This window comes from Methylobacterium sp. B4 (assembly GCF_003201865.1).
Classification (GTDB): Bacteria; Pseudomonadota; Alphaproteobacteria; order Rhizobiales; family Beijerinckiaceae; genus Methylobacterium.
This window is the reverse complement of the sequence record NZ_QJJJ01000001.1, coordinates 664,656-684,083: the sequence shown is the minus strand read 5'-3', so window position 1 is coordinate 684,083 and position 19,428 is coordinate 664,656. Positions and strand designations below refer to the sequence as shown.

The window sequence follows — 19,428 nt, the reverse complement described above, 5'->3', positions numbered from 1 at the left end:
GGGGCCTGTTTTGTCGTTCGCCCTCACAAGATGTTTACCTGAGGTGGATAGACTCAGAATTTAATAATCCTCAAGTTGCATATTGTGCGGCGAGACCGTTCCAGGTCGATCCAAGCCGCGCGTCAATGCAGGGAGGAAGCAATGTCGGCACAGACCTATCCGTGCTACAAGCAGAAGAAAGACAATAAGGGCCAGTGGTACTGGGTTTATTACGCCAAGAATGGTGAGGAAATTTCAAGGAGCAGCGAGAGCTACGTCAACAAATCGGATTGCGAGCACGGCATCAAGCTGACCAAGGCCTCGGGAAGCGATCCGATTTATACGGTCTGACCCCGGTCGTCCTCTCGCGATCCGTCGCCTTGCGATTGCGAGAGGATGGTTATAGCCGCTTCCCAAGATAACCCGCTCGACAGGGTCGGCGGGCGATGCGGGGAGCGAGGATGATTCTGGAAATCGCGCAGATCGACGTGAAGGCCGGCTCCGAGGCGACGTTCGAGGCCAACATCGCCCGGGCCGCCGAGATCTTCCGCGCCGCCGCCGGATGCCGCAGCTTCGCGGTGCGACGGTCGATCGAGAAGCCGCAGCGCTACCGCCTGCTGATCGAGTGGGACACGCTGGAAGCGCATACCCGCGACTTCACCGGCTCGGAGGCCTGGAAGACCTATCGCGCGATGGTCGCGGACACGTTCGAGACTCCGCCCCAGGTCGAGCACACCGAGTTGACGCTCAAGGCGTTCTGAGCCGCCGCAGGAAAGAGGGCGATCCCATGAAGATGTACGGCAATTGGCGCTCGGCGGCGGCCTTCCGCGTGCGCATCGCGATGAACCTCAAGGGCATCGCCTACGAGGAGATCTTCCTCGACCTCGATGCCGGCGACCAGTTCAAGCCCGACTTCCTGGCGATCAACCCGCAAGGCGCCGTGCCCGCCCTGTTCGACGGCGACGGACCTCCGCTGACGCAGTCGCTCGCCATCCTCGACTACCTGGAGGAAACGCAGGCCGGCGAGAAACTGCTTCCCGCCGAGCCGCGGGCGCGGGCTCGCGCCCGTTCGCTGGCGCAAGTCGTGGCCTGCGACACCCACCCCCTCTACGTCCCTCGGGTGCGCACGTTCCTGATGGAGAATTACGGCCTCCCGCGTGAGCGGATGCTGGAGTTCCTGCGCAACGCCTTCACCAGCGGTCTGAAGACGCTGGAGACCCGTCTCTCCACGGAGGAGGGAACCGGACGCTTCTGCCAGGGTGACGCGGTGAGCCATGCCGACCTCTGTCTCGTCAGCCTCTGGGTCGGCACCGGCATCTTCGGCATCGAGACCGATCCCTATCCGACCGTCCGGCGGGTCGCCGAGGCGGTTCTGGCCCTGGACGCGGTCGCCCGCGCCCATCCCCTCCGGCAACCCGGCGCACCGGCGGCTTGAAGCCCGCGTTTCGCGGCGCTCAAGAAAATTTTGACGGATATCCGCTTCTGTCTTGTGAAACTTGCACCCCACCTGCGCGGCGAACGTCTGAGGCCTTGCACGGTTGCTGATGTAAGATCATTCCAAAATGGAAGCGCCGCCATTCGAGGCGGCCGGCTACCGAGGTGGGGCGAGGATGGTTCCGAGCGAAACGATCACGGATCAGCACAAGATCGTCGTGGTGGGGGGTGGGGCCGCCGGCCTGGAGCTGGTGACCAAGCTCGGCAACAAGTACGGCAGGCGCGGCAAGGCGCACGTCACGCTCGTCGACCGGGCCCGCACCCATATCTGGAAGCCGTTGCTGCACGAGGTGGCTGCCGGCTCGCTCGATATCGGCCACCACGCTGTCGATTACCTGCACCATGCCCACGCCAACCACTTCCGCTACCGCATCGGCGAGATGACCGGGCTGGACCGCGAGAAGCGCGTGATCCAGCTTGCCGCGAGCCGGGACAGCGAGGGGCGCGAAGTGACGCCCGTGCGCACCGTCCCCTACGACACGCTGATCATGGCGGTGGGCTCCACCACCAACGATTTCGGCACGCCCGGCGTGAAGGAGCACGCGATCGCGCTCGATACGCAGGATCAGGCGGTGCGCTTCCACCAACGTCTCGTCAACGGCATGCTGCGCGCCCACACCCAGGAGGGACCGGTCCGTCCCGGGCAACTCCACGTCACGGTGATCGGCGCGGGCGCGACCGGCACGGAGCTCGCGGCGGAACTCCACCGCACCACTCGCGAGGTCGCCCGCACCGGCCTCGACCGGATCGATCCGGCCAAGGATCTCAAGATCACCCTGGTCGAGGCGGCCGACCGCATCCTGCCGGCAGTGCCGCAGCGCCTGTCGGCGGAGGTGATGGGGCACCTCGCCAAGATCGGCGTCGAGGTGCGGCTGCAGGCGCGGGTGACGGAGGTGCGTGCCGACGGCGTCCAGCTCGCCGATGGCGGCTTCATCCCGTCCGAACTCGTGGTCTGGGCCGCGGGCGTGAAGGGGCCGGCCTTCCTGCACGATCTCGGCGGCCTTGAGAGCACCCGCAACAATCAGCTCGTCGTCACGCCGACGCTGCAGACGACGCGGGACCCGGACATCTTCGCCATGGGCGATTGCGCCTATCTCGTCGAGCAGGGCTCCGATACGCCGATCCCGCCGCGCGCCCAGGCCGCCCACCAGCAGGCCTCGCATCTCTACGGGCAGATCCCCAACCGGCTCGCCGGCCGGCCGTTGAAGCCGTTCAAGTACCGCGATTTCGGCTCGCTGGTCTCCCTCGGCGAGTACACCGCCGTCGGCAACCTGATGGGCTTCATCCAGGGGAAGAACATGTTCATCGCCGGGCTCTTCGCCCGGCTGATGTACCGCTCGCTCTACAAGATGCACGAGACGGCGGTGAACGGCTGGTGGAAGACCAGTCTCGACGTTCTGGCCCGGGCGCTCACGCGCCGCACCGAGCCGCGGGTGAAGCTGCACTGATCGGGCTCCCGGGCGAAGCATCTTCGCGCGGGCGGCCCACTTCCGCTTGATCCGTGGGCGCGTCGCGACATGTTCCCGATCCGCCGGCCCGTGTTGAGAGCCGGTGGAAGGAGACGCCATGATCCTCGTCACCGTGATGTATCCGAGCGGCGCCGGCACCCGCTTCGATATGGACTACTACCTCGGCAAGCACATGCCGCTGGTCAGCGAGCGCTGGACCGCGAAGGGCCTGCACGACTACACGATCGTCAACGGCATCGGCACGCCGGACGGCGGCGAACCGCCCTTCCAGGTGATGGCGCTCCTGCGCTTCGCCTCGGCCGAGGCCTTCAAGGCCGCGGCGGCGGAGGACGGCGCGGAGATCTTCGGGGATATCCCGAACTTCACCGACACCCAGGCGACGGTTCAGCTCAACGACTTCGCGGAGCCGGATAAGGTGGGCGGATGATCGACATCATCAAGCAGATTCAGAACGCCAATCCCGGGCTCGGCACGACGATCATCGTTCTGCGTTCCGATTCGCGGGCGCTCGCCGATTCGGCGACGCTGACGCCCGAGGCGCAGGCATGGCTCGATGCCAATGCCCCCGATGCGCGCCTGTCTCAGGAGACGGTGCTGTTGGCACCCTATCCCGGCGGCGCACCGGCGGAGCGCGAAGTGACCGTGCTCGCCTTCAGCGATGCCCGTCATCTCGCGGCCTTCGCGACCGCCTGGACGGCGGACCCGATCCCCGACGAGGACGAGGCCGCCTGAAAAACGTTCGGGGCCGCGCGATCCGCGGCCCCTTTTCATGTCGGTCGGTTCCTGGCTGCAGGAAGTGAAGCTTCAGCTGGCCTCGACGATGCGGGCGGCCGCCTTCATCATCTCCTTCATCGCCGCGTTCGCCGCCTGATAGGCCGGCGTGCCGACATCCCAATTGCCCTGGGCGATCGCCTGGACCATGCGCTCCGCTTCGGTGTGAGCGGTCGCCTCGGCCTTCAGGAACGCCTCCGCATCGTGTTGCCGCACGGGATCGGAGCGCAGCGTCTCGGCGACGCGACGGGCGGAGCGGTCGCGCAGGATGGCGGCGGCCGGCTGAGCGGGAGCGGCCCCGAGCAGGATCGTGGCGAGTCCCCGCTTCCACAGGCCGAGATCGGCGGGCAGGCGCACCAGTTCGTAGATGTCGAGGTCGCGGGCATCGGCCAGGGCGGACTGCGCCAGCGTCTCGGCCTTCACCAGGCGCTTGGTGATGTTGTCGATCTCGGTTCGGGTCTTGGACGCCTTGCCGGCGATGCTCTGGACGCTGCCGGAGATCTCGGCGGTGGCACTGCGCTGCTGCGAGATCGTCGCGGACAGGGCTGCGTTCATCTCGCTCGTCTGCGCGATGCGCTCGGCCGCGTGCTCGACGCGGCTGCCGAGGCTGTCGACCACCGTGCTGCCACCCGCCACCGCATTCCGGCTCTCCTCGACGGCGCGGGCGATCTGGCTCATCTCGCCCTGGAGCGTGTTGAGCCATGTGCGGATCTGCTCGGTCGAGCGTGCCGTCTGCCCCGAGAGCGACTTCACCTCGGCGGCCACCACCGAGAAGCCGCGTCCCGCCTCGCCGGCGCGGGCCGCCTCGATGGTGGCGTTGAGCGCCAGCAGGTTGGTCTGGCTCGAGATCGTGGCGATGGTGCCGGCCATGGTGCCGATTTCGGCGATGGCTTTTTGGAGCAGTTGAAGGCGCTCGTCGATCTGGTGGGTGCGGTCGCGGATGGCGTCCATGGCGGAACGGGCATTGCCGACGTCCGACATGCAGGCCGTCATGGCCTCGCGGGCGGCGGCGGCACTGATGCCGGCGGTTGCCGAGGTCTCCGCCACTTCGGCGATGGAGGCGACCATCTCCTCGATGGCGCTGGCGATGGTCTGCGTCGATTGCGCCACCTCGCCGACGTCGTAGGTCGTCCAGCCGATATTGATCGCGCCTTCGGAGGCTTCTCTCGCGATCGCGGCGAGGTTGGTCCGCTCGGTCTGCAAGGCTTTCCGATGTTCACCCTCAAGCCGCGCGCGGGCGTCACCCGAGGCGCCGGAGCCTTCGCCTTCGGCCTGTCCAGCGAGTCGGGCCGCAGCCTCCAGCAGCCGCTCCTCGTCGGATTTGGCCGTGCGGATGGTGGAGGACGTGCCGGCGCTGCGGCGGAGCATGAGAGGCAGCATGATCTGAAATCGACTCCGGCGTTTCTCAGCAGTTCTTATCGATCGCCGCGTTCTGGGCGGACTGGCCGAGGCTCCAAAACACAGCCAGTGGCTGTGTCGCCGCCGCGGCACAGTCCCCGCCGATGTTCCTGCCGATAGTGACCTCACATCTGTTAAGATTGCATTGAAATGGGTGCTCTCTGCATTTTAAGTCACTGCAAAGCAATCAAATGTTAGCCTTATCGGTCCCCGCATACCGATCGGATTGGAACCGCCGATCCGATCCGCTTCGCACCTGCAATAAATCTGTGCGTCGCAAAATCGTTATGCTCAGTCTCAGCATATCTGGACAAGGCGGGGGCCGACCCCTAAGTTAGGCGGCACAATGCTCACTTTGAGCATAAAGGAGACCGCGATGTCCCAGGCAGGAACCGCGCTTCGTGAGACGGCCGGCCCGGCACTTCCGCTGCCCGACCTCTATGCCCGCGTCAGCCGCCATGTGCCCGCCATCGAGTGGCCGGCGCTGGCCCCCGACGTGGAAGCCATCCTGCGCCTGAAACGCGAGCGCAACGCGGTGGTTCTGGCCCACAACTATCAGGCCCCCGAAATCTTCCACACGGTGGCCGACATCGTCGGCGACAGCCTCGCGCTGGCTCGTGAGGCCGCGTCGGTCGACGCCGACGTGATCGTGCTGGCGGGCGTCCACTTCATGGCGGAGACCGCCAAACTGCTGAATCCCGGCAAGACGGTGCTGATCCCCGACCTGGGCGCCGGCTGCTCGCTGGCCGATTCGATCACCGCCGCCGACGTGCGGGCGCTCAAGGCCAAGTATCCGGGCGTGCCGGTGGTGACCTACGTCAACACTTCCGCCGCAGTGAAGGCGGAGTCGGACGTGTGCTGCACGTCCGGCAACGCGGCCGACGTGGTCCGTGCCCTCGGCGTGCCGCGGGTGCTGATGATCCCGGACGAGTTCTTGGCCCGCAACGTCCAGCAACAGGTGCCCGAGGTCGAGATGCTGACCTGGGCCGGGCATTGCGAGGTGCACGAGCGCTTCACGCCGGCCGACATCGCCGACGTCCGCGACAGCTATCCCGGCATCACCGTGATCGCCCATCCGGAATGCCCGCCGGAAGTGGTCGAGGCTTCGGACTTCTCCGGCTCGACCGCGATGATGATGAACTACGTGACCGAGAAGCGGCCCGCCCAGGTCGTGCTCGTGACCGAGTGCTCCATGGCCGACAACATCGCCGTCGCCAATCCCGACATCGAGTTCATCAAGCCCTGCAACCTGTGCCCGCACATGAAGCGGATCACCCTTGCCAATATCCGCCACGCCCTGGAGACGATGACGCACGAGGTCACCGTCGAGCCGGCGCTCGCGGACCGGGCGCGTCAGGCCGTCGAGCGGATGCTCGCGGTGAAGCCGACCCGGACCGTGGCCCCCCGGCCGGTCGCCGCCTGATGACCCACTTCGCCCGCAGCCCGGCCGACCGGGTGGTCGTGGTCGGCGCCGGCGTCGCCGGCCTCGCCACCGCCCTGCGGCTCGCGCCCCGTCCCGTCACGCTGGTGACGGCCGCGCCCCTCGGGGCCGGCACCGCCACCGGCTGGGCTCAAGGGGGCATCGCCGCCGCCGTCGGCTCCGACGACGCGCCACGCCTGCACGCCGCCGACACGGAGGCGGCCGGCGCCGGCCTGACCGAGCCGGACGTGGCCCTGCGCGTGGCCGAGGCCGGGCCGGGCCTGATCGACTGGCTCGTCGGGCTCGGCACCGGCTTCGACCGCGATGCCGACGGCGCCCTGGCGCTGGGGCTGGAAGCCGCGCATTGCCGCCGCCGCATCGTCCGCGCGCGGGGCGATTCCACCGGCCGCACGGTGCTCGACGCCCTGGTGAGGGCCGTACGCGCCACGCCCTCCATCGAGATCCTCGTGGCCGGCCTGCACGGCCTCATGCGGGCCGGCGACGGCCGCGTCTGCGGTGTCGTGCTCGAACGCGACGGCTCGGCCTTCCGCCTGCCGGCCCGTGCCGTGGTGCTCGCCACCGGCGGCCTCGGCGCGCTCTACGCCTCGACTACCAACCCGCGCGGCGCGCTCGGCCGCGGCCTGCTCGCCGCCGCTCGAGCGGGAGCAGCCCTGCGCGACATCGAGTTCGTGCAGTTCCACCCGACGGCCATCGCCGCCGGGCGCGATCCGATGCCGCTGGCGACGGAGGCCCTGCGCGGGGAGGGGGCGGTCCTGATCGACGAGCGCGGCGAGCCTGTCATGGCCGGCGTCGAGGGCGGCGATCTTGCCCCCCGGGACGTGGTCGCTCGCGGTATCTTCCAGGCGTTGACCCGGGGGCGCAGCGTCTATCTCGACACACGCGGCGAACTCGGCGCCCGGATGCCGACGCGCTTTCCCACCGTGGCGGCGCTCTGCGCAGAATCCGGAATCGATCCCGCCGTCCAGCCCATCCCGGTCCGGCCGGCGGTGCACTACCACATGGGCGGCATCCTCGTGGATGCGGACGGGCGCAGCACCGTGCCCGGCCTGTGGGCTTGCGGCGAGGTTGCTTCGACCGGCCTGCACGGGGCGAACCGGCTGGCCAGCAACTCGCTTCTCGAAGCGCTGGCCTTCGCGCCGCGCATCGCCGCCTCCATCGCCGACGCGCCCGCATTTGCTGAAGCCGGCTGTCCGGCCCGTTTGCCGACGATCGCTCCGGCGGATGCCGGAAGCCTGAGCGAGGTGCGGGCCGTGATGGAGCGCTTCGTCGGCGTGGTGCGGGACGAGGCGGGCCTCGCCGCCGCCGTCGCCCGCCTCTCCGAATTGTCGGAGCGCGGCTGTGACGCGGCCCTCACCGGGCTGATGATCGCCCGCGCCGCCCTCGACCGGCGCGAGAGCCGCGGCGCCCACTGGCGCAGCGACTATCCGGGCCAGATCGCGCCCCGCCACGCCGTGACGACGCTCGCTGCGACGACCTTTGCCGCGGCGGGTGCCGCGCGCACGCCTCAGGAACTCACCGATGCCTGACGACGTCCTGCTGCCGCTGCCGCGGCTCCTGGTCGAGCCGGTGGTGCGGGCCGCCCTGCTGGAAGACCTCGGCCGGGCGGGCGACATCACGACCGATGCCATCGTGCCCGCGGGCGAGCGCATGGAAGCGGTCATCGCCTCGCGCCAGGACGGCGTGATCGCCGGCACCGATGCCGCGGCCATCGCCTTCGACCTGATCGACCCGAGCCTGTCCGTCTCGGTCGAGCGCGGCGACGGCAGCCGGGTCGTCCCCGGCGATGTGGTCATCCGCCTGTCGGGTCCGGCCCGCGCCGTGCTCACCGCCGAGCGCGTGGCACTCAACCTGCTTTGCCGCCTGAGCGGTGTCGCCACCGCCACCGCCTCCCTGGTCGAGGCGGCACGGCCCCACGGCAAGGCGCGCATCGTCTGCACCCGCAAGACCACGCCGGGCCTGCGGGCCCTGGAAAAGCACGCCGTGCGGGCGGGCGGCGGCTCGAATCACCGCTTCGGACTCGACGACGCGGTGCTCATCAAGGACAACCACGTCGCGGTCGCGGGCGGCATCGTCCCGGCCATCGAGCGGGCGCGGGCCAGGACCGGCCATCTCGTGAAGATCGAGGTCGAGGTCGACACCCTGGCCCAGCTCGAACAGGCGCTCTCGGTCGGCGCCGACGCGGTGCTCCTCGACAACATGAGGCCCGAGACGCTGCGTCAGGCCGTGGCGATGGTCGACGGGCGCGCCGTGACGGAAGCCTCCGGTCGCATCAACCGCGACACGGTGGGCGCGGTCGCCGCCTCGGGCGTCGACCTGATCTCGGTCGGCTGGATCACCCATAGCTCGGCGATCATCGATCTCGGCCTCGACGCCGCCTGAGCGCGCAGCGCGATCCGGTCAGGACGGACTCGGCATCGTCCCGAGTCCGTCCTTTCGCATGCGGAAGCGGCGCAAGGCCTGCCCGTTGCGGATCACGCTCTCCTGCGCGACGACGCGAAAGCCGGCTGCCTCGAAGAACGGCCGGGCCGTCAGGCTCGCTTCCGTATCCAGGCCCTCGACGCCCTGGGCGATAGCCTCGGCTTCCGCTGTCACGAGCAGGGCCTGCGCGACACCTCGGCGCTGATGAGCGGGATCGACGTAGAGCTTGTCCAGATGCCCGCCGGGGCCGAGATCCGCGAAGCCCACGGCTTGCCCATCGGCCCAGGCCACCCAGCGGCGTAGCGCAGCCGGAGGTTCGGCCCAGACTGCCCGGTCGATCCGCGACCAGGCCTCGATCTGGGCCGGAGCGTAGTCGGCCGACGCAATTTCCCGGATCGAGCGCTGAAACAGGTTCAGGATCGTCTCGAGGTCTCTGGAAGCATAAGGGCGGATGCAGAAAGGGATCATCGGATTCGGTTCCCCGGCCGCGTCGTCGGGGCTTCGTATTCCGGCCGGTTACGGCTAAGCTGCCACAGTGTTGCCACCCGGTCACGAGGCCGGTCGAAGCGGTGGTGCAACGCAAATCAAGCTTGGCTTTACACCCCCAACGTTTACGCGTTGGCGAGGGTCCGCACGGCATCGTGCGGCGGTTCTTCCACCGCGTTCCCGTTTTTTGCCCGCCCCCCCGAGAGGCCCTGATGCGCCGTTTCGTCATTGCCCTGGGCGGGCTTGCCTGCGCGACGGTCGCGCTCGCAAGCCCTGCCGCCGCCTATGAGATCGACCCGCTCACCCGGCAGCCGCTCACCGACGTTCTGACCGTGCGGGTCCGCCCGCAATCCGTCGCCCCCTCCGCCGCCCTGCCGGCGGACGTGCCCGGCGCGGCCGTGCCGCAAGCGACCGCCATCGCCCGCGAGGTCGTGCCCTATAGCGGGCCCCACGCCCCCGGCACGATCATCGTCTCGACGGTCGAGCGCCGGCTCTACCTTGTGCAGCCCGGTGGCGAGGCCCTGCGCTACGGCGTCGGCGTCGGCCGGCCCGGCTTCACCTGGGGCGGCACGCAGACCGTCACGATGAAGCGCGAATGGCCGGATTGGCGTCCCCCGTCGGAGATGCTGCGCCGCCGGCCCGACCTGCCGCGCTACATGAAGGGCGGCATCGAGAATCCGCTCGGCGCCCGCGCCATGTATCTCGGCAACACGATCTACCGCATCCACGGCTCGAACGAGCCGGAGACGATCGGGACCGCCGTCTCCTCGGGCTGCATCCGCATGACCAACGAGGACGTGACCGACCTCTACAGCCGCGTCAAAGTCGGCGCCCGCGTCGTCGTCCAGCGCTGATCCCTCCGTCGAGCGGAACGAAGAAAAGGCCGGCAGCGATGCCGGCCTTTTTCGTGCGCGATCGGCGGTGCCCGACCCTCAGGCGACCAGGAGCAGTTCGAGGATGATGACGGCGGCGGCTCCGGCGAGGGCGAGGCCGAGCAGGACGACGCTGCTGACCTGATCGACGGTGTTCACGTCCTGGCCGATGCGGTGCTGATAGTCCGTGGCTGACACGCGTACCTCCTGTTGATTCCGCTCGGCAACGATGCCGGAGGCGGAAGGTTCAACCTCGGCCCCGCTCCGCGCCGACCCGATTCGCGCGCCCGTCCGTCATTTGCCCGTGAGGAACCTCCACGCCCGGCATCGGTTGGCCCGGCTCAATGAGGAGGACGCCCATGGTCGATGTCAGCCAGATCCGCGAACACGCCACCGTCGTCGGCTCCGACGGAGGCCATGTCGGGACGGTCGATCATGTCGGCAAAGGCGAGATCAAGCTCACCAAGAGCGACGCCGACGCGGGTGGCCTGCACCATTACATTCCGCTCGACTTCGTGGCCTCCGTCGAGGGCGAACAGGTCCGCCTCGATCGCAGTGCGGAGGAAGTGAAGAAGGAGTGGAGCACGTCCGGCGCTCCTTGAGACATCTCGCAATCGATACTTCTACGAGGGAAACGCCCGATGACGCAGACCGAAAGCCCGAAGCCGGATCTCGACCCGATGCCGGTGGGCGATACGCCGCAATCGCCGTCCGGCGACGCTCCGCCGCCGAAGAAGCCCGATGCAATCCCCGACGAGGATCTCGACGAGGTGGAGGAGCAGCCGAGCTAAGGCCCCTCCGTTCCGCGTCGCCGCCAATGCCGTCTGGCATGGCGGTCGATGCCGATAGGGCATGGACAGTCACGCCCGGGCGACGCCGCTCTGGAACGCGGCGCGTCCACGGTGACGGTAAAGAAACTGCGGCCCGCTTGTCTTAAAAATCACACGAACTGGCTGGTGCGTCAGTGGCAGCCGCAGCTTCCGCTCCCGCAGCCACCCCCGCCGTGCTCATGCCCCGCCTTGTGGGCGCCGCCGGCCGGGGCGCTGGCGGTCCGGTCGCGGCTGAGGCCGCGCTCGTCCAATTCCCGCAGATAGGTCGACCAACGGTTCCGGTACTCGCGGCCGAGGTCGAAGAGGTAGTCCCAGCCGAAAATGCCGGTATCGTGCATGTCGTCGAAGAACAGCTTCACGGCATAGTTGCCAACCGGCTCAACCGACAGGATCGCCACCTCTCGCTTGCCGCCGAGAATCTTGCGCTCGGCCGGCGAATGGCCCTGAACCTCGGCCGACGGGCTCGAAACGCGCAGGTATTCGGCAGGCAGTTCGAAGCGGCCGCCCCCGTCGAAGGCGACGGTCAGCGTGCGCTTGTCGCCGGAGAGTCGGATCTCGGTGGGCCAGCGCTCGCTCATCATCATCCGTCCCAAGCTCTCATGCCGGCATTGCGTCCGCGCGCTTGCCGGAAAATGCCTCTGCCCTCATATGGATGCCGATGTTGGATCTGTCAGCCGACAAAACCGTCGATCGCCGGAACGAGTCGAGTCCAGAGGCACGCATGTGGGGTCCTGCCGACGACGTGCCCGCGGTCACCCGCCCGGCGCCGCTGATCGACCCCTTCCAGCGGGCGATCACCTATCTGCGCATCTCGGTGACGGATCGCTGCGACTTCCGCTGTGCCTATTGCATGGCGGAGGACATGCAGTTCCTCCCCAAGCGCGACCTGCTGTCTCTCGAAGAGCTGGACCGGCTCTGCGGCGTGTTCATCGATCGCGGCGTGCGCAAGCTGCGCATCACCGGCGGTGAGCCGCTGGTCCGGCGCGACATCATGCACCTGTTCCGCCGGCTCTCCCGCCACCTCAAGAGCGGTGCGCTGGACGAGCTGACGCTGACGACGAACGGCTCGCAGCTGGCCCGCTTCGCTCCGGAACTCGCCGATCTCGGCGTGCGTCGGATCAACGTCTCCCTCGATACGCTCGACCCGCAGAAGTTTCGCGAGATCACCCGGCGCGGCGACCTGTCGGTAGTCCTCGCCGGCATCGAAGCGGCGCGCGCGGCCGGGATCAAGGTGAAGATCAACGCGGTGGCGCTCAAGGGCGTCAACGAGGACGAGATCGCCGACATGATCGCCTGGGCGCACGGCCTCGGCATGGACATGACGCTGATCGAGGTGATGCCGCTCGGCGAGATCGAGGGGGACCGCACCGACCAGTTCCTGCCGCTCTCGGTCGCCCGCGAACGCCTTGAGCAACGCTTCACGCTGACCCCGCTGCCCGACCGGACCGGCGGTCCGGCCCGCTACGTCCGCATCGAGGAGACGGGCGGACGGCTCGGCTTCATCACGCCGCTGACGCATAATTTCTGCGAGAGCTGCAACCGGGTGCGCCTCACCTGCACGGGCAAGCTCTACATGTGCCTCGGCCAGGAGGATGCGGCGGATCTGCGTGCGGCCCTGCGCGCCTCGCCGGACGACGCGCTGGTGACGCAGGCGGTGGTGGAGGCGATCTCCCGCAAGCCCAAGGGCCACGACTTCGTCATCGAGCGGGCCCGCCCGGCCGCCGTACCGCGGCACATGAGCGTGACCGGCGGCTGAAGGCCAACTCAGCGCGCGAGCGGCTGCAGCGCGTCGCGGATCTCCCCGTTGTCGAGCCAGCCGCCGACGCGCTCGCAGTGCTGCGCGATCTTCGGCGTGTGCGCGTAGATCGCGAGCGAGCTTTCCACCATTGCCCGCAGATCGATGCAGCGCCCGGCATCCACGAGGAAGTTCAGGCCGCCCAGTGGCGGCTTGAAGGTGGTGCTGCCGGTCACACCGATCCGCGCGGCGATCTCGGGATAGACCGGCCAGATGCTGCCGCTCAGCGGATCGGGCAGGTAATCCTCACAAGTCGCTGCCCGCGCTGGAATGCCGGCCCGAGTGAGCGCCTCGCGGGCGAGATCACCCAGGACAAAGAGCTTGGGGTGGTTGATCGTGTGCATGAAGCAGCCGCGGCGCATCCAGCCGGCGAACAGCCGGTCGAGATCGAAGCCATGCGTCCGGCTCATCGCAAGCAGCGAGTCCCGTGCCGCGAACCAGCCGTCGAGATAGCCGAGCCGGGCGAAGACGTCGGCGCGGAACAGGGAGACGATCTCGTCCACCGAGAAGCCGCGGGCGAAGCCGTAAACGATCAGCGCCGAGTGGTAGTCGCCCATCGGTGAGCCGAACAGGCCGCCCTTGTGGCCAATATAGACGATGTCGGGATGGAAGGCGGGGAAGACGATGGTCGGGATCGGCACGTAGGTCCGGGCGGCCTGTGCGATCCGGGCCGGAACCAAGTCGCCGAGCGCGCCGCGCTCGAACGGCATGCCGACGGTCAGGTCCGCCTCCGCCACCGCCTCCAGCAGGCGCTGCGGGCTCGCGTCGAACTGTGCGAAGGTCGCCGGCTCTACCGCCGCGACCTGAGCCTCCGGCGCAAGAAAGCCCAGGCATCCCCCCAGGACGGCGACTTGGCAGTTATTGCCGACGACGACGATGCGCCTAGCCACGGCCGCGTCCCTCCCGCGGCAAGCAATTCCTCGTCGCAGACCACGGCCGCCTGCCGGGCGAATTCCTGCCGCGCCTCGTGCAGGCTGCGGCTGGAAGCGGGGAGGGCGTCGCTGTCCCCGCCTTCGGTGAGGTGGCGGAAGAACACACGCATGACATGGTCGACACCGTCCTTGCTGACGGACCGGAGATCGCTCTCAAGATAGCGGGCGGCGCCCTCGGGCGAGGTGACGATCTCGAAGGAGGGAAAATACAGCGTGTCCTCGCGGGTGTCGGCGAGGCGTTGTGCGGCGACCCGCAGGACGGCCTTGCTGTGCACCGTCGATTGCAGGACGTGGCGCGGCTCGTAGGTCGCGACCAGGGGCACCGGGGAGACCGTGAGGATCAGGCGGGCCCGGCCGTTCACCGCCTTCAGGGCGTCGGCGAAGGCGTTGAGATCGGCGATCACCTCCTCGACGGGCTGGTTGGCGAAGCGATAGGCGTCCGGATCGAAGCGGCCCGCGGCCACGCCGGGACAGAGCGGAAAGGCCGCACCGTCTGCGGCGGCCTGCCAGCCCTCGGTGAGGCCGAGGGTGAAGACGAAGACGTCGAGTTCCTCGAAGAGACGGCGCACGCCGGCGAGGTGGCGCTGGCGCTCCTCCTCGACGGCTTCCGGGCTGGCAAAACCCTCGGGCTCGATGCGGGGCCGGAACGGGTCGGCGAAGCGACCGTCCCGCCGTTCCCAAGCGGTGTCTGCGGGAACGAAGCGGCCATAGGCCCGCTCGATGAGCTGACGCAGCTGGCGGGCGGTGTAGACGTTGCCGTAGCGGGCCGAGAACAGGCGGTAGCCTCGCATCCGCGCCGCCTCTGGCCTGATGCCCTCCGGCGCGTCCTCGGTGACGAAGTAGTGATGGCCGCTCGCCTGCAGCCGGTCGGCGATGTGCTGGGCAAAGCAGCTGCCCGCCGTGGCGATCCGGGTCTGCCGGGTCAGCTTCGCTTCCGGCGGCAGCGGCGGGCCGGCCATGGGATCGAGGGCGAACAGGGGGAGCGAGCCGACCGAGCGATCCCAGAAGGCGTGGTCGGCAAGACCGGAATAGGGATTTTGGGCACGGTCCTGCATCGGCGGGCGGACCCTAGATCACGGTGCAGCGGCCGGCAATGGCGTCTCCCCACGACGGGATTTTGCATGCAGACGGGTCGAGGCTAGAGCAGGTCGCCAGCAGACCGCATCGAACACCGGAGATGAAACCCATGGCCAACGTCGCCTTCCTCGGCCTCGGAGTGATGGGCTCGCCCATGGCCGGGCACCTTGCGCGCAAGGGCCACACCGTGACGGTCTACAACCGCACCCGTGCCAAGGCCGATGCCTGGGTCGCCGCCAATGGCGGGCGGGCCGCTTCGACCCCGCGGGAGGCAGCGGCCGGCTGTGAGATCGTGTTCGCCTGCGTCGGCAACGACGACGATCTCCGCTCGGTCGTCCTGGGGGCGGAGGGCGCTTTTGCCGGCATGGAGAAGGGGGCGGTCTTCGTCGATCACACCACCGCCTCGGCGGAAGTGGCCCGCGAACTCTCGGCGGAGGCCGATGCGGCCGGCCTGCATTTCATCGATGCCCCGGTCTCCGGTGGTCAGGCGGGGGCCGAGAACGGCGTGCTCACCGTGATGTGCGGCGGCGACGAGGCGACCTATGCCCGGGTCGAGCCCGTCATCGCGGCCTACGCCAAGTCCTGCCGCCTGCTCGGGCCCTCGGGCTCGGGCCAGCTCACCAAGATGGTCAACCAGATCGCCATCGCGGGGCTGGTCCAGGGTCTTTCCGAGGCGATCCACTTCGCCAAGCGCGCCGGGCTCGACGTCGAATCGGTGCTCGAGGTGATCTCGAAGGGCGCGGCCGGCTCCTGGCAGATGGAGAATCGCGGCCGCACCATGAATGCCGACACGTTCGATTTCGGCTTCGCGGTGGAGTGGATGCGCAAGGATCTCGGTATCCTGCTCGCCGAATCGCGCCGCAACGGCGCTCGCCTGCCGGTGACGGCACTGGTCGATCAGTTCTACGCCGAGGTCGAGGCGATGGGCGGCAAGCGCTGGGACACCTCCTCGCTCATCGCCCGGCTGGAGCGCTGAAGCGCGCTTCGGCCCGCGCCCAGCCCACCTCCGCATCGGTCCAGAGCCAGTCCGCCCCCATCTGGTGGCGGAACCACGTGAACTGGCGTTTGGCGTAGCGGCGCGTGTCGGCCTGCCCGCGCCGGATCGCCTCCTCGCGGGAGAGCGTCCCTTCGAGATGGGCGATCAACCCCGGCACGCCGTGGGCGCGCATCACCGGAAGGAGCGGGTCGAGGCGCCGCTCCCGCAAGGCGGCGACCTCGTCGAGGGCGCCGGCCTCCATCATTGCGAGGAAGCGCGCATCGATGCGTCGGCGCAGCTCGTCCCGGTCGGCGTCGAGAAAGATCCTCAGGAGCGGCCGGCCGGCCAGCGGGCCGGGTCGCCGCGCCTCCTGAAAGGAGAGGATCGAGCGGCCCGTGGCCTCGACGATCTCCAGTGCGCGCATGACCCGCATGCGATCCGACGGGCGCAGGCGCTCCGCGCTCACGGGATCGCGCCGGGCGAGCAGGGCATGGAGGGCTTCGGTCGGCTGCCCTGCCGCTTCCGTGCGGATCCGGTCCCGGATCGCCGCGGGCACCTCCGGCAGATCCGAGATGCCGTCCTCGAGCGAGCGGAAATACAGGCCCGTGCCGCCGACGAAGATCGGCAGGCCCGGTGCACCGTCCTCCGCCATAAGCGCGGCGACAGCCCGCTGGAAATGGCCGACGGAAAAATTCACCGCCCCGTCCACGCTGCCGTAGAGCCGGTGGGGCGCCAGCGCCTCCTCCTCCGGGGCCGGACGGGCCGAGAGGACGCGCAGATCCGCGTAGACCTGCATGGAGTCGGTGTTGATCACCGTGCCCTGAAACGCGCGGGCGATCCGCAGGGCCAGGGCCGACTTGCCCGAGGCGGTGGGCCCTGCAATGAGAATTGCGGCCGGACGCTCCGCATCCATCCCGTCCGGACCCTGCACGGCGCTTTCTCTCCATGACCCTCGTCGCCACGCTGATAGCAAACCCCGCCCGGCCCGCCATCACCGACGCGGTGCTCGCCGAGGCGCGCCGGGTGCTGCGCACCGACCATCTGCCCCGAATCCTGCATGGGGAGGTGGCTGCCGAACTGCTGGTGCCGGGTGAGGCCGAGGCGGCGCCGGGGTTCACCGAAGCGCTACGCGCAGCGCTGGCCGGCGAGCCGATCGACGTGGCCGTGCTCGCCCACGATCAGCACCGCCGCAAGCGCCTGTTCCTGGCCGACATGGACTCGACCATGATCGAGCAGGAATGCATCGATGAACTGGCCGACATGGTCGGCCTCAAGCCGCAGGTCGCCGAGATCACCGAGCGGGCCATGCGCGGCGAGATCGCCTTCGAGCCGGCCCTGTGCGAGCGCGTCAGCCTGCTGAAGGGGTTGTCCGTCGACATCATCGACGGGCTGATCCGCGATGCGATCCGGCTCACGCCCGGCGGACGGACGCTCGTGGCGACGATGCGGGCGCACGGCGCCGTCACCTGCCTCGTCTCCGGCGGCTTCACGCTGTTCACCGGCCCGATCGGCGCGACGCTCGGTTTCGACGAGACCCGCGCGAACCGCCTCTCCGTGGCGGACGGGCACCTGACGGGCGCGGTAGAGGAGCCGATCGTCGGCGCAGAGGCGAAGCGGGCGACCGTGCTGGAACTGCGCGAGCGGCTCTCGTTGTCGCCGGCGGACACCCTCGCCGTCGGCGACGGCGCCAACGACCTGCCGATGCTGGCCGAGGCCGGTCTCGGCGTCGCCTTCCGGGCCAAGCCGAAGGTGGCACAGGCCGCCCGAGTGCGCATCGACCACGGTGATCTCACCGCGCTGCTCTACCTTCAGGGCTTCTCGGCGGCCGAATTCGCGGCCTAGACCGCGGCCCGGCCGTTGCCGTTCGTGAAAGCGGCAGGCGGCGCGACGATCGCAGCGTCGCGCCGCCGATCTCCTCGATCGACGAGCGATCCTTACTCCAGCCCAATCGCAACGAAGCGCACGTCGCCGCTGGCGCTCGCGACGAGCAGAAGCACCGACTTGCGGCCCTCCTTCTTCAGGGCGTCGACCCGCTTGGTCACGTCGGCCGGATTCGCCACCGTTTCCTGACCCACCTCGACGATGACCTCGCCGGGCTGGATGCGCTTGTCGGCGGCGGTCGAATTAGGATCGACCTTCGTGACGACGACGCCGGTCTTCACGCTCTCCTTGATGCCGTAGCGGCGGCGCGCCTCCTCGGTCAGACCCGAGAGGTTCAGGCCGAGGATCTGCCGGTTGACCGCTTCCGGCTCAGGCTGCTTGACGTTGGCGACCTGCGTCTTCTCGCCGTCCTCCAGGCGTCCGAGCACGACCGACTTCGTCTGCTCCTCGCCCTTGCGCACCACTTGGATGTCCACGGTCTTGCCGACCGGCGTCGCGGCGACGATGCGCGGCAACTCGCTGGAGGACTTCACCGGCACGCCGTTGAACTTGGTGATGACGTCGCCGACTTCGAGACCGGCGGTCTTGGCCGGGCCCTTCTCGTCCACGCCGGCCACCAGCGCGCCCTTGGCCCCGCCCTTGAGGCCGAGCGCCTCGGCGGTGGCGTCGTCGACGTTCTGGATGCGCACCCCGAGCCAGCCGCGGCGGACCTCGCCGAACTCGCGGATCTGGTCGATGACCGGGCTCGCCGTCCCGGAGGGCACCGCGAAGCCGATGCCGACCGAGCCGCCCGACGGCGACAGGATCGCGGTGTTGATGCCGATCACCTCGCCGTCCATGTTGAACAGCGGACCGCCGGAATTGCCCTTGTTGATGGCCGCATCGGTCTGGATGTAGTTGTCGTAGGGACCGGACTCGATGTTGCGGCCCCGGGCCGAGACGATGCCGGCGGAGACCGAGCCGCCGAGCCCGAACGGGTTGCCGATCGCCATCACCCAATCGCCCGGGCGCATCTTGTCGGAATCGCCGAAGGGCACCGCCTTGAGCGGTCGCTCGGCCGTCGGCTTCACCCGGAGCAGGGCGAGGTCGATCTTCGGATCCTTGCCGATGATCTCGGCCTTCAGCTTGGTGCCGTCGGCCAGGATGACCTGGATGTCGTTGGCATCGCCGATGACGTGGTTGTTCGTCACCACCACGCCCGCGGCGTCGATGATGAAGCCGGAGCCGAGCGAATTCGACTTGCGGGAGGGTGCGCGCGGGCTGTCCTCCTCGCTGCGCGGGCTACCCTGGCCGCGGCGCTTGAAGAATTCCTCGAACAGATCCTCGAAAGGCGTGCCCTGGGGCAGCTGCGGCAGGCTCCGGCCGCTGCGGCTGTTGGCCTCGACGGTGGTGGAGGCCGAGATGTTCACCACCGCGTCCGTCACCTTCTCGGCGAGGTCGGCGAGCGATTCGGGGCCGCGGGCGAAGGCCGGGAAGGGCAGGGCGGTCGCCGTGACGGCGAGGCCCAGCACCGCGGCGGCCAGGGCCGATGAGGCGCGCCGGGCGAGCGACGGCTGTCGGCCCCGGGCGGCATTCGCGGCGACTCTCATGGATGTTTCCTCAGGTTCCG

Annotated in this window: 23 protein-coding genes; 15 read left to right on the top strand and 8 right to left on the bottom strand. The window is 69.0% G+C overall.

Features of this window, described 5'->3' with window-relative positions:
• The first annotated feature begins 141 nt into the window (after positions 1 to 141).
• The 6 genes from BY998_RS03285 (at position 142) to BY998_RS03260 (ending at position 3,674) form a co-directional block, all read left to right on the top strand.
• Positions 142 to 330 carry a DUF1508 domain-containing protein gene (locus BY998_RS03285; protein WP_110350161.1) on the top strand — a complete coding sequence of 63 codons (189 nt, stop codon included), beginning with the start codon at positions 142 to 144 and terminating at the stop codon, positions 328 to 330.
• A 110-nt stretch (positions 331 to 440) separates the two neighbouring features.
• Positions 441 to 740 carry an antibiotic biosynthesis monooxygenase family protein gene (locus tag BY998_RS03280; RefSeq protein WP_110350160.1) on the top strand — a complete coding sequence of 100 codons (300 nt, stop codon included), beginning with the start codon at positions 441 to 443 and terminating at the stop codon, positions 738 to 740.
• 26 nt (positions 741 to 766) lie between these two features.
• Complete coding sequence (gene maiA, locus BY998_RS03275; RefSeq protein ID WP_110350159.1) at positions 767 to 1,414, top strand: maleylacetoacetate isomerase; 648 nt, start codon at positions 767 to 769, stop codon at positions 1,412 to 1,414.
• Between the two features lie 175 nt (positions 1,415 to 1,589).
• Positions 1,590 to 2,921, top strand: a complete 1,332-nt coding sequence (locus tag BY998_RS03270) for an NAD(P)/FAD-dependent oxidoreductase (RefSeq protein WP_110350158.1) — start codon at positions 1,590 to 1,592, stop codon at positions 2,919 to 2,921.
• 118 nt (positions 2,922 to 3,039) lie between these two features.
• Entirely contained in the window at positions 3,040 to 3,369 is a 330-nt protein-coding gene (locus BY998_RS03265) for an EthD family reductase (protein ID WP_110350157.1), read from the top strand.
• Positions 3,366 to 3,674 (top strand): hypothetical protein, encoded by a 309-nt coding sequence (locus BY998_RS03260; protein WP_110350156.1) that lies wholly within the window; start codon positions 3,366 to 3,368, stop codon positions 3,672 to 3,674. The genes BY998_RS03265 and BY998_RS03260 overlap by 4 nt, the downstream gene beginning before the upstream one ends.
• A 72-nt stretch (positions 3,675 to 3,746) precedes the next feature.
• Here the strand turns inward: BY998_RS03260 and BY998_RS03255 are convergent, their stop codons facing one another.
• Entirely contained in the window at positions 3,747 to 5,093 is a 1,347-nt protein-coding gene (locus BY998_RS03255; RefSeq protein WP_110350155.1) for a methyl-accepting chemotaxis protein, read from the bottom strand.
• Positions 5,094 to 5,487: 394 nt separating this feature from the next.
• Between BY998_RS03255 and nadA the strand changes: the two genes are divergently transcribed.
• The 3 genes from nadA to nadC are packed head-to-tail and all read left to right on the top strand — an operon-like array spanning position 5,488 to position 8,931.
• Positions 5,488 to 6,534 carry a quinolinate synthase NadA gene (gene nadA, locus BY998_RS03250; RefSeq protein WP_110350154.1) on the top strand — a complete coding sequence of 349 codons (1,047 nt, stop codon included), beginning with the start codon at positions 5,488 to 5,490 and terminating at the stop codon, positions 6,532 to 6,534.
• Positions 6,534 to 8,078, top strand: a complete 1,545-nt coding sequence (locus BY998_RS03245; protein WP_110350153.1) for an L-aspartate oxidase — start codon at positions 6,534 to 6,536, stop codon at positions 8,076 to 8,078. Before nadA ends, BY998_RS03245 begins: the two co-directional genes overlap by 1 nt.
• Positions 8,071 to 8,931, top strand: a complete 861-nt coding sequence (nadC, locus tag BY998_RS03240; protein WP_110350152.1) for a carboxylating nicotinate-nucleotide diphosphorylase — start codon at positions 8,071 to 8,073, stop codon at positions 8,929 to 8,931. The genes BY998_RS03245 and nadC overlap by 8 nt, the downstream gene beginning before the upstream one ends.
• A gap of 18 nt (positions 8,932 to 8,949) precedes the next feature.
• Here nadC and BY998_RS03235 read toward each other — a convergent pair whose 3' ends face one another.
• On the bottom strand, positions 8,950 to 9,438 hold the full coding sequence (locus BY998_RS03235; RefSeq protein ID WP_110350151.1) for a GNAT family N-acetyltransferase: 489 nt from the start codon (positions 9,436 to 9,438) through the stop codon (positions 8,950 to 8,952).
• Between the two features lie 230 nt (positions 9,439 to 9,668).
• On the opposite strand from BY998_RS03235, the gene BY998_RS03230 reads away from it, so the two are divergent.
• Positions 9,669 to 10,310, top strand: coding sequence for a L,D-transpeptidase (locus BY998_RS03230; protein ID WP_110350150.1), 642 nt, complete (start codon positions 9,669 to 9,671; stop codon positions 10,308 to 10,310).
• A 78-nt stretch (positions 10,311 to 10,388) separates the two neighbouring features.
• Here the strand turns inward: BY998_RS03230 and BY998_RS24220 are convergent, their stop codons facing one another.
• A complete protein-coding gene (locus tag BY998_RS24220; RefSeq protein ID WP_181425409.1) occupies positions 10,389 to 10,526 on the bottom strand; it encodes a hypothetical protein in 138 nt (45 codons plus the stop codon).
• A gap of 161 nt (positions 10,527 to 10,687) precedes the next feature.
• Between BY998_RS24220 and BY998_RS03225 the strand changes: the two genes are divergently transcribed.
• Positions 10,688 to 10,930 carry a DUF2171 domain-containing protein gene (locus BY998_RS03225; protein ID WP_110350149.1) on the top strand — a complete coding sequence of 81 codons (243 nt, stop codon included), beginning with the start codon at positions 10,688 to 10,690 and terminating at the stop codon, positions 10,928 to 10,930.
• 39 nt (positions 10,931 to 10,969) lie between these two features.
• The gene (locus BY998_RS24215) at positions 10,970 to 11,119 is read left to right on the top strand and encodes a hypothetical protein (protein WP_181425408.1); all 150 of its coding nucleotides are present in this window, start codon (positions 10,970 to 10,972) and stop codon (positions 11,117 to 11,119) included.
• Positions 11,120 to 11,289: 170 nt separating this feature from the next.
• Here BY998_RS24215 and BY998_RS03220 read toward each other — a convergent pair whose 3' ends face one another.
• Positions 11,290 to 11,736 (bottom strand): DUF971 domain-containing protein, encoded by a 447-nt coding sequence (locus tag BY998_RS03220; RefSeq protein WP_110350267.1) that lies wholly within the window; start codon positions 11,734 to 11,736, stop codon positions 11,290 to 11,292.
• A 143-nt stretch (positions 11,737 to 11,879) separates the two neighbouring features.
• Between BY998_RS03220 and moaA the strand changes: the two genes are divergently transcribed.
• Positions 11,880 to 12,914 (top strand): GTP 3',8-cyclase MoaA, encoded by a 1,035-nt coding sequence (gene moaA / locus BY998_RS03215; protein ID WP_110350148.1) that lies wholly within the window; start codon positions 11,880 to 11,882, stop codon positions 12,912 to 12,914.
• An 8-nt stretch (positions 12,915 to 12,922) separates the two neighbouring features.
• Here moaA and BY998_RS03210 read toward each other — a convergent pair whose 3' ends face one another.
• Complete coding sequence (locus tag BY998_RS03210) at positions 12,923 to 13,843, bottom strand: WcbI family polysaccharide biosynthesis putative acetyltransferase (RefSeq protein ID WP_110350147.1); 921 nt, start codon at positions 13,841 to 13,843, stop codon at positions 12,923 to 12,925.
• Positions 13,744 to 14,940 carry a GSCFA domain-containing protein gene (locus BY998_RS03205; RefSeq protein WP_110350266.1) on the bottom strand — a complete coding sequence of 399 codons (1,197 nt, stop codon included), beginning with the start codon at positions 14,938 to 14,940 and terminating at the stop codon, positions 13,744 to 13,746. The genes BY998_RS03210 and BY998_RS03205 overlap by 100 nt, the downstream gene beginning before the upstream one ends.
• 131 nt (positions 14,941 to 15,071) lie before the next feature.
• On the opposite strand from BY998_RS03205, the gene BY998_RS03200 reads away from it, so the two are divergent.
• Positions 15,072 to 15,938: an NAD(P)-dependent oxidoreductase gene (locus tag BY998_RS03200; RefSeq protein WP_110350146.1), complete on the top strand. Its 867-nt coding sequence runs from the start codon at positions 15,072 to 15,074 to the stop codon at positions 15,936 to 15,938.
• On the opposite strand, the gene miaA is transcribed toward BY998_RS03200, so the two are convergent.
• Positions 15,916 to 16,851, bottom strand: a complete 936-nt coding sequence (miaA, locus tag BY998_RS03195) for a tRNA (adenosine(37)-N6)-dimethylallyltransferase MiaA (protein ID WP_181425419.1) — start codon at positions 16,849 to 16,851, stop codon at positions 15,916 to 15,918. The two genes, BY998_RS03200 and miaA, sit on opposite strands and share 23 nt — an antisense overlap.
• A gap of 32 nt (positions 16,852 to 16,883) precedes the next feature.
• On the opposite strand from miaA, the gene serB reads away from it, so the two are divergent.
• Complete coding sequence (gene serB / locus BY998_RS03190) at positions 16,884 to 17,780, top strand: phosphoserine phosphatase SerB (RefSeq protein ID WP_110350144.1); 897 nt, start codon at positions 16,884 to 16,886, stop codon at positions 17,778 to 17,780.
• A 92-nt stretch (positions 17,781 to 17,872) separates the two neighbouring features.
• Here the strand turns inward: serB and BY998_RS03185 are convergent, their stop codons facing one another.
• Positions 17,873 to 19,408: a Do family serine endopeptidase gene (locus BY998_RS03185; protein ID WP_110350143.1), complete on the bottom strand. Its 1,536-nt coding sequence runs from the start codon at positions 19,406 to 19,408 to the stop codon at positions 17,873 to 17,875.
• Between the last annotated feature and the right edge of the window lie 20 nt (positions 19,409 to 19,428).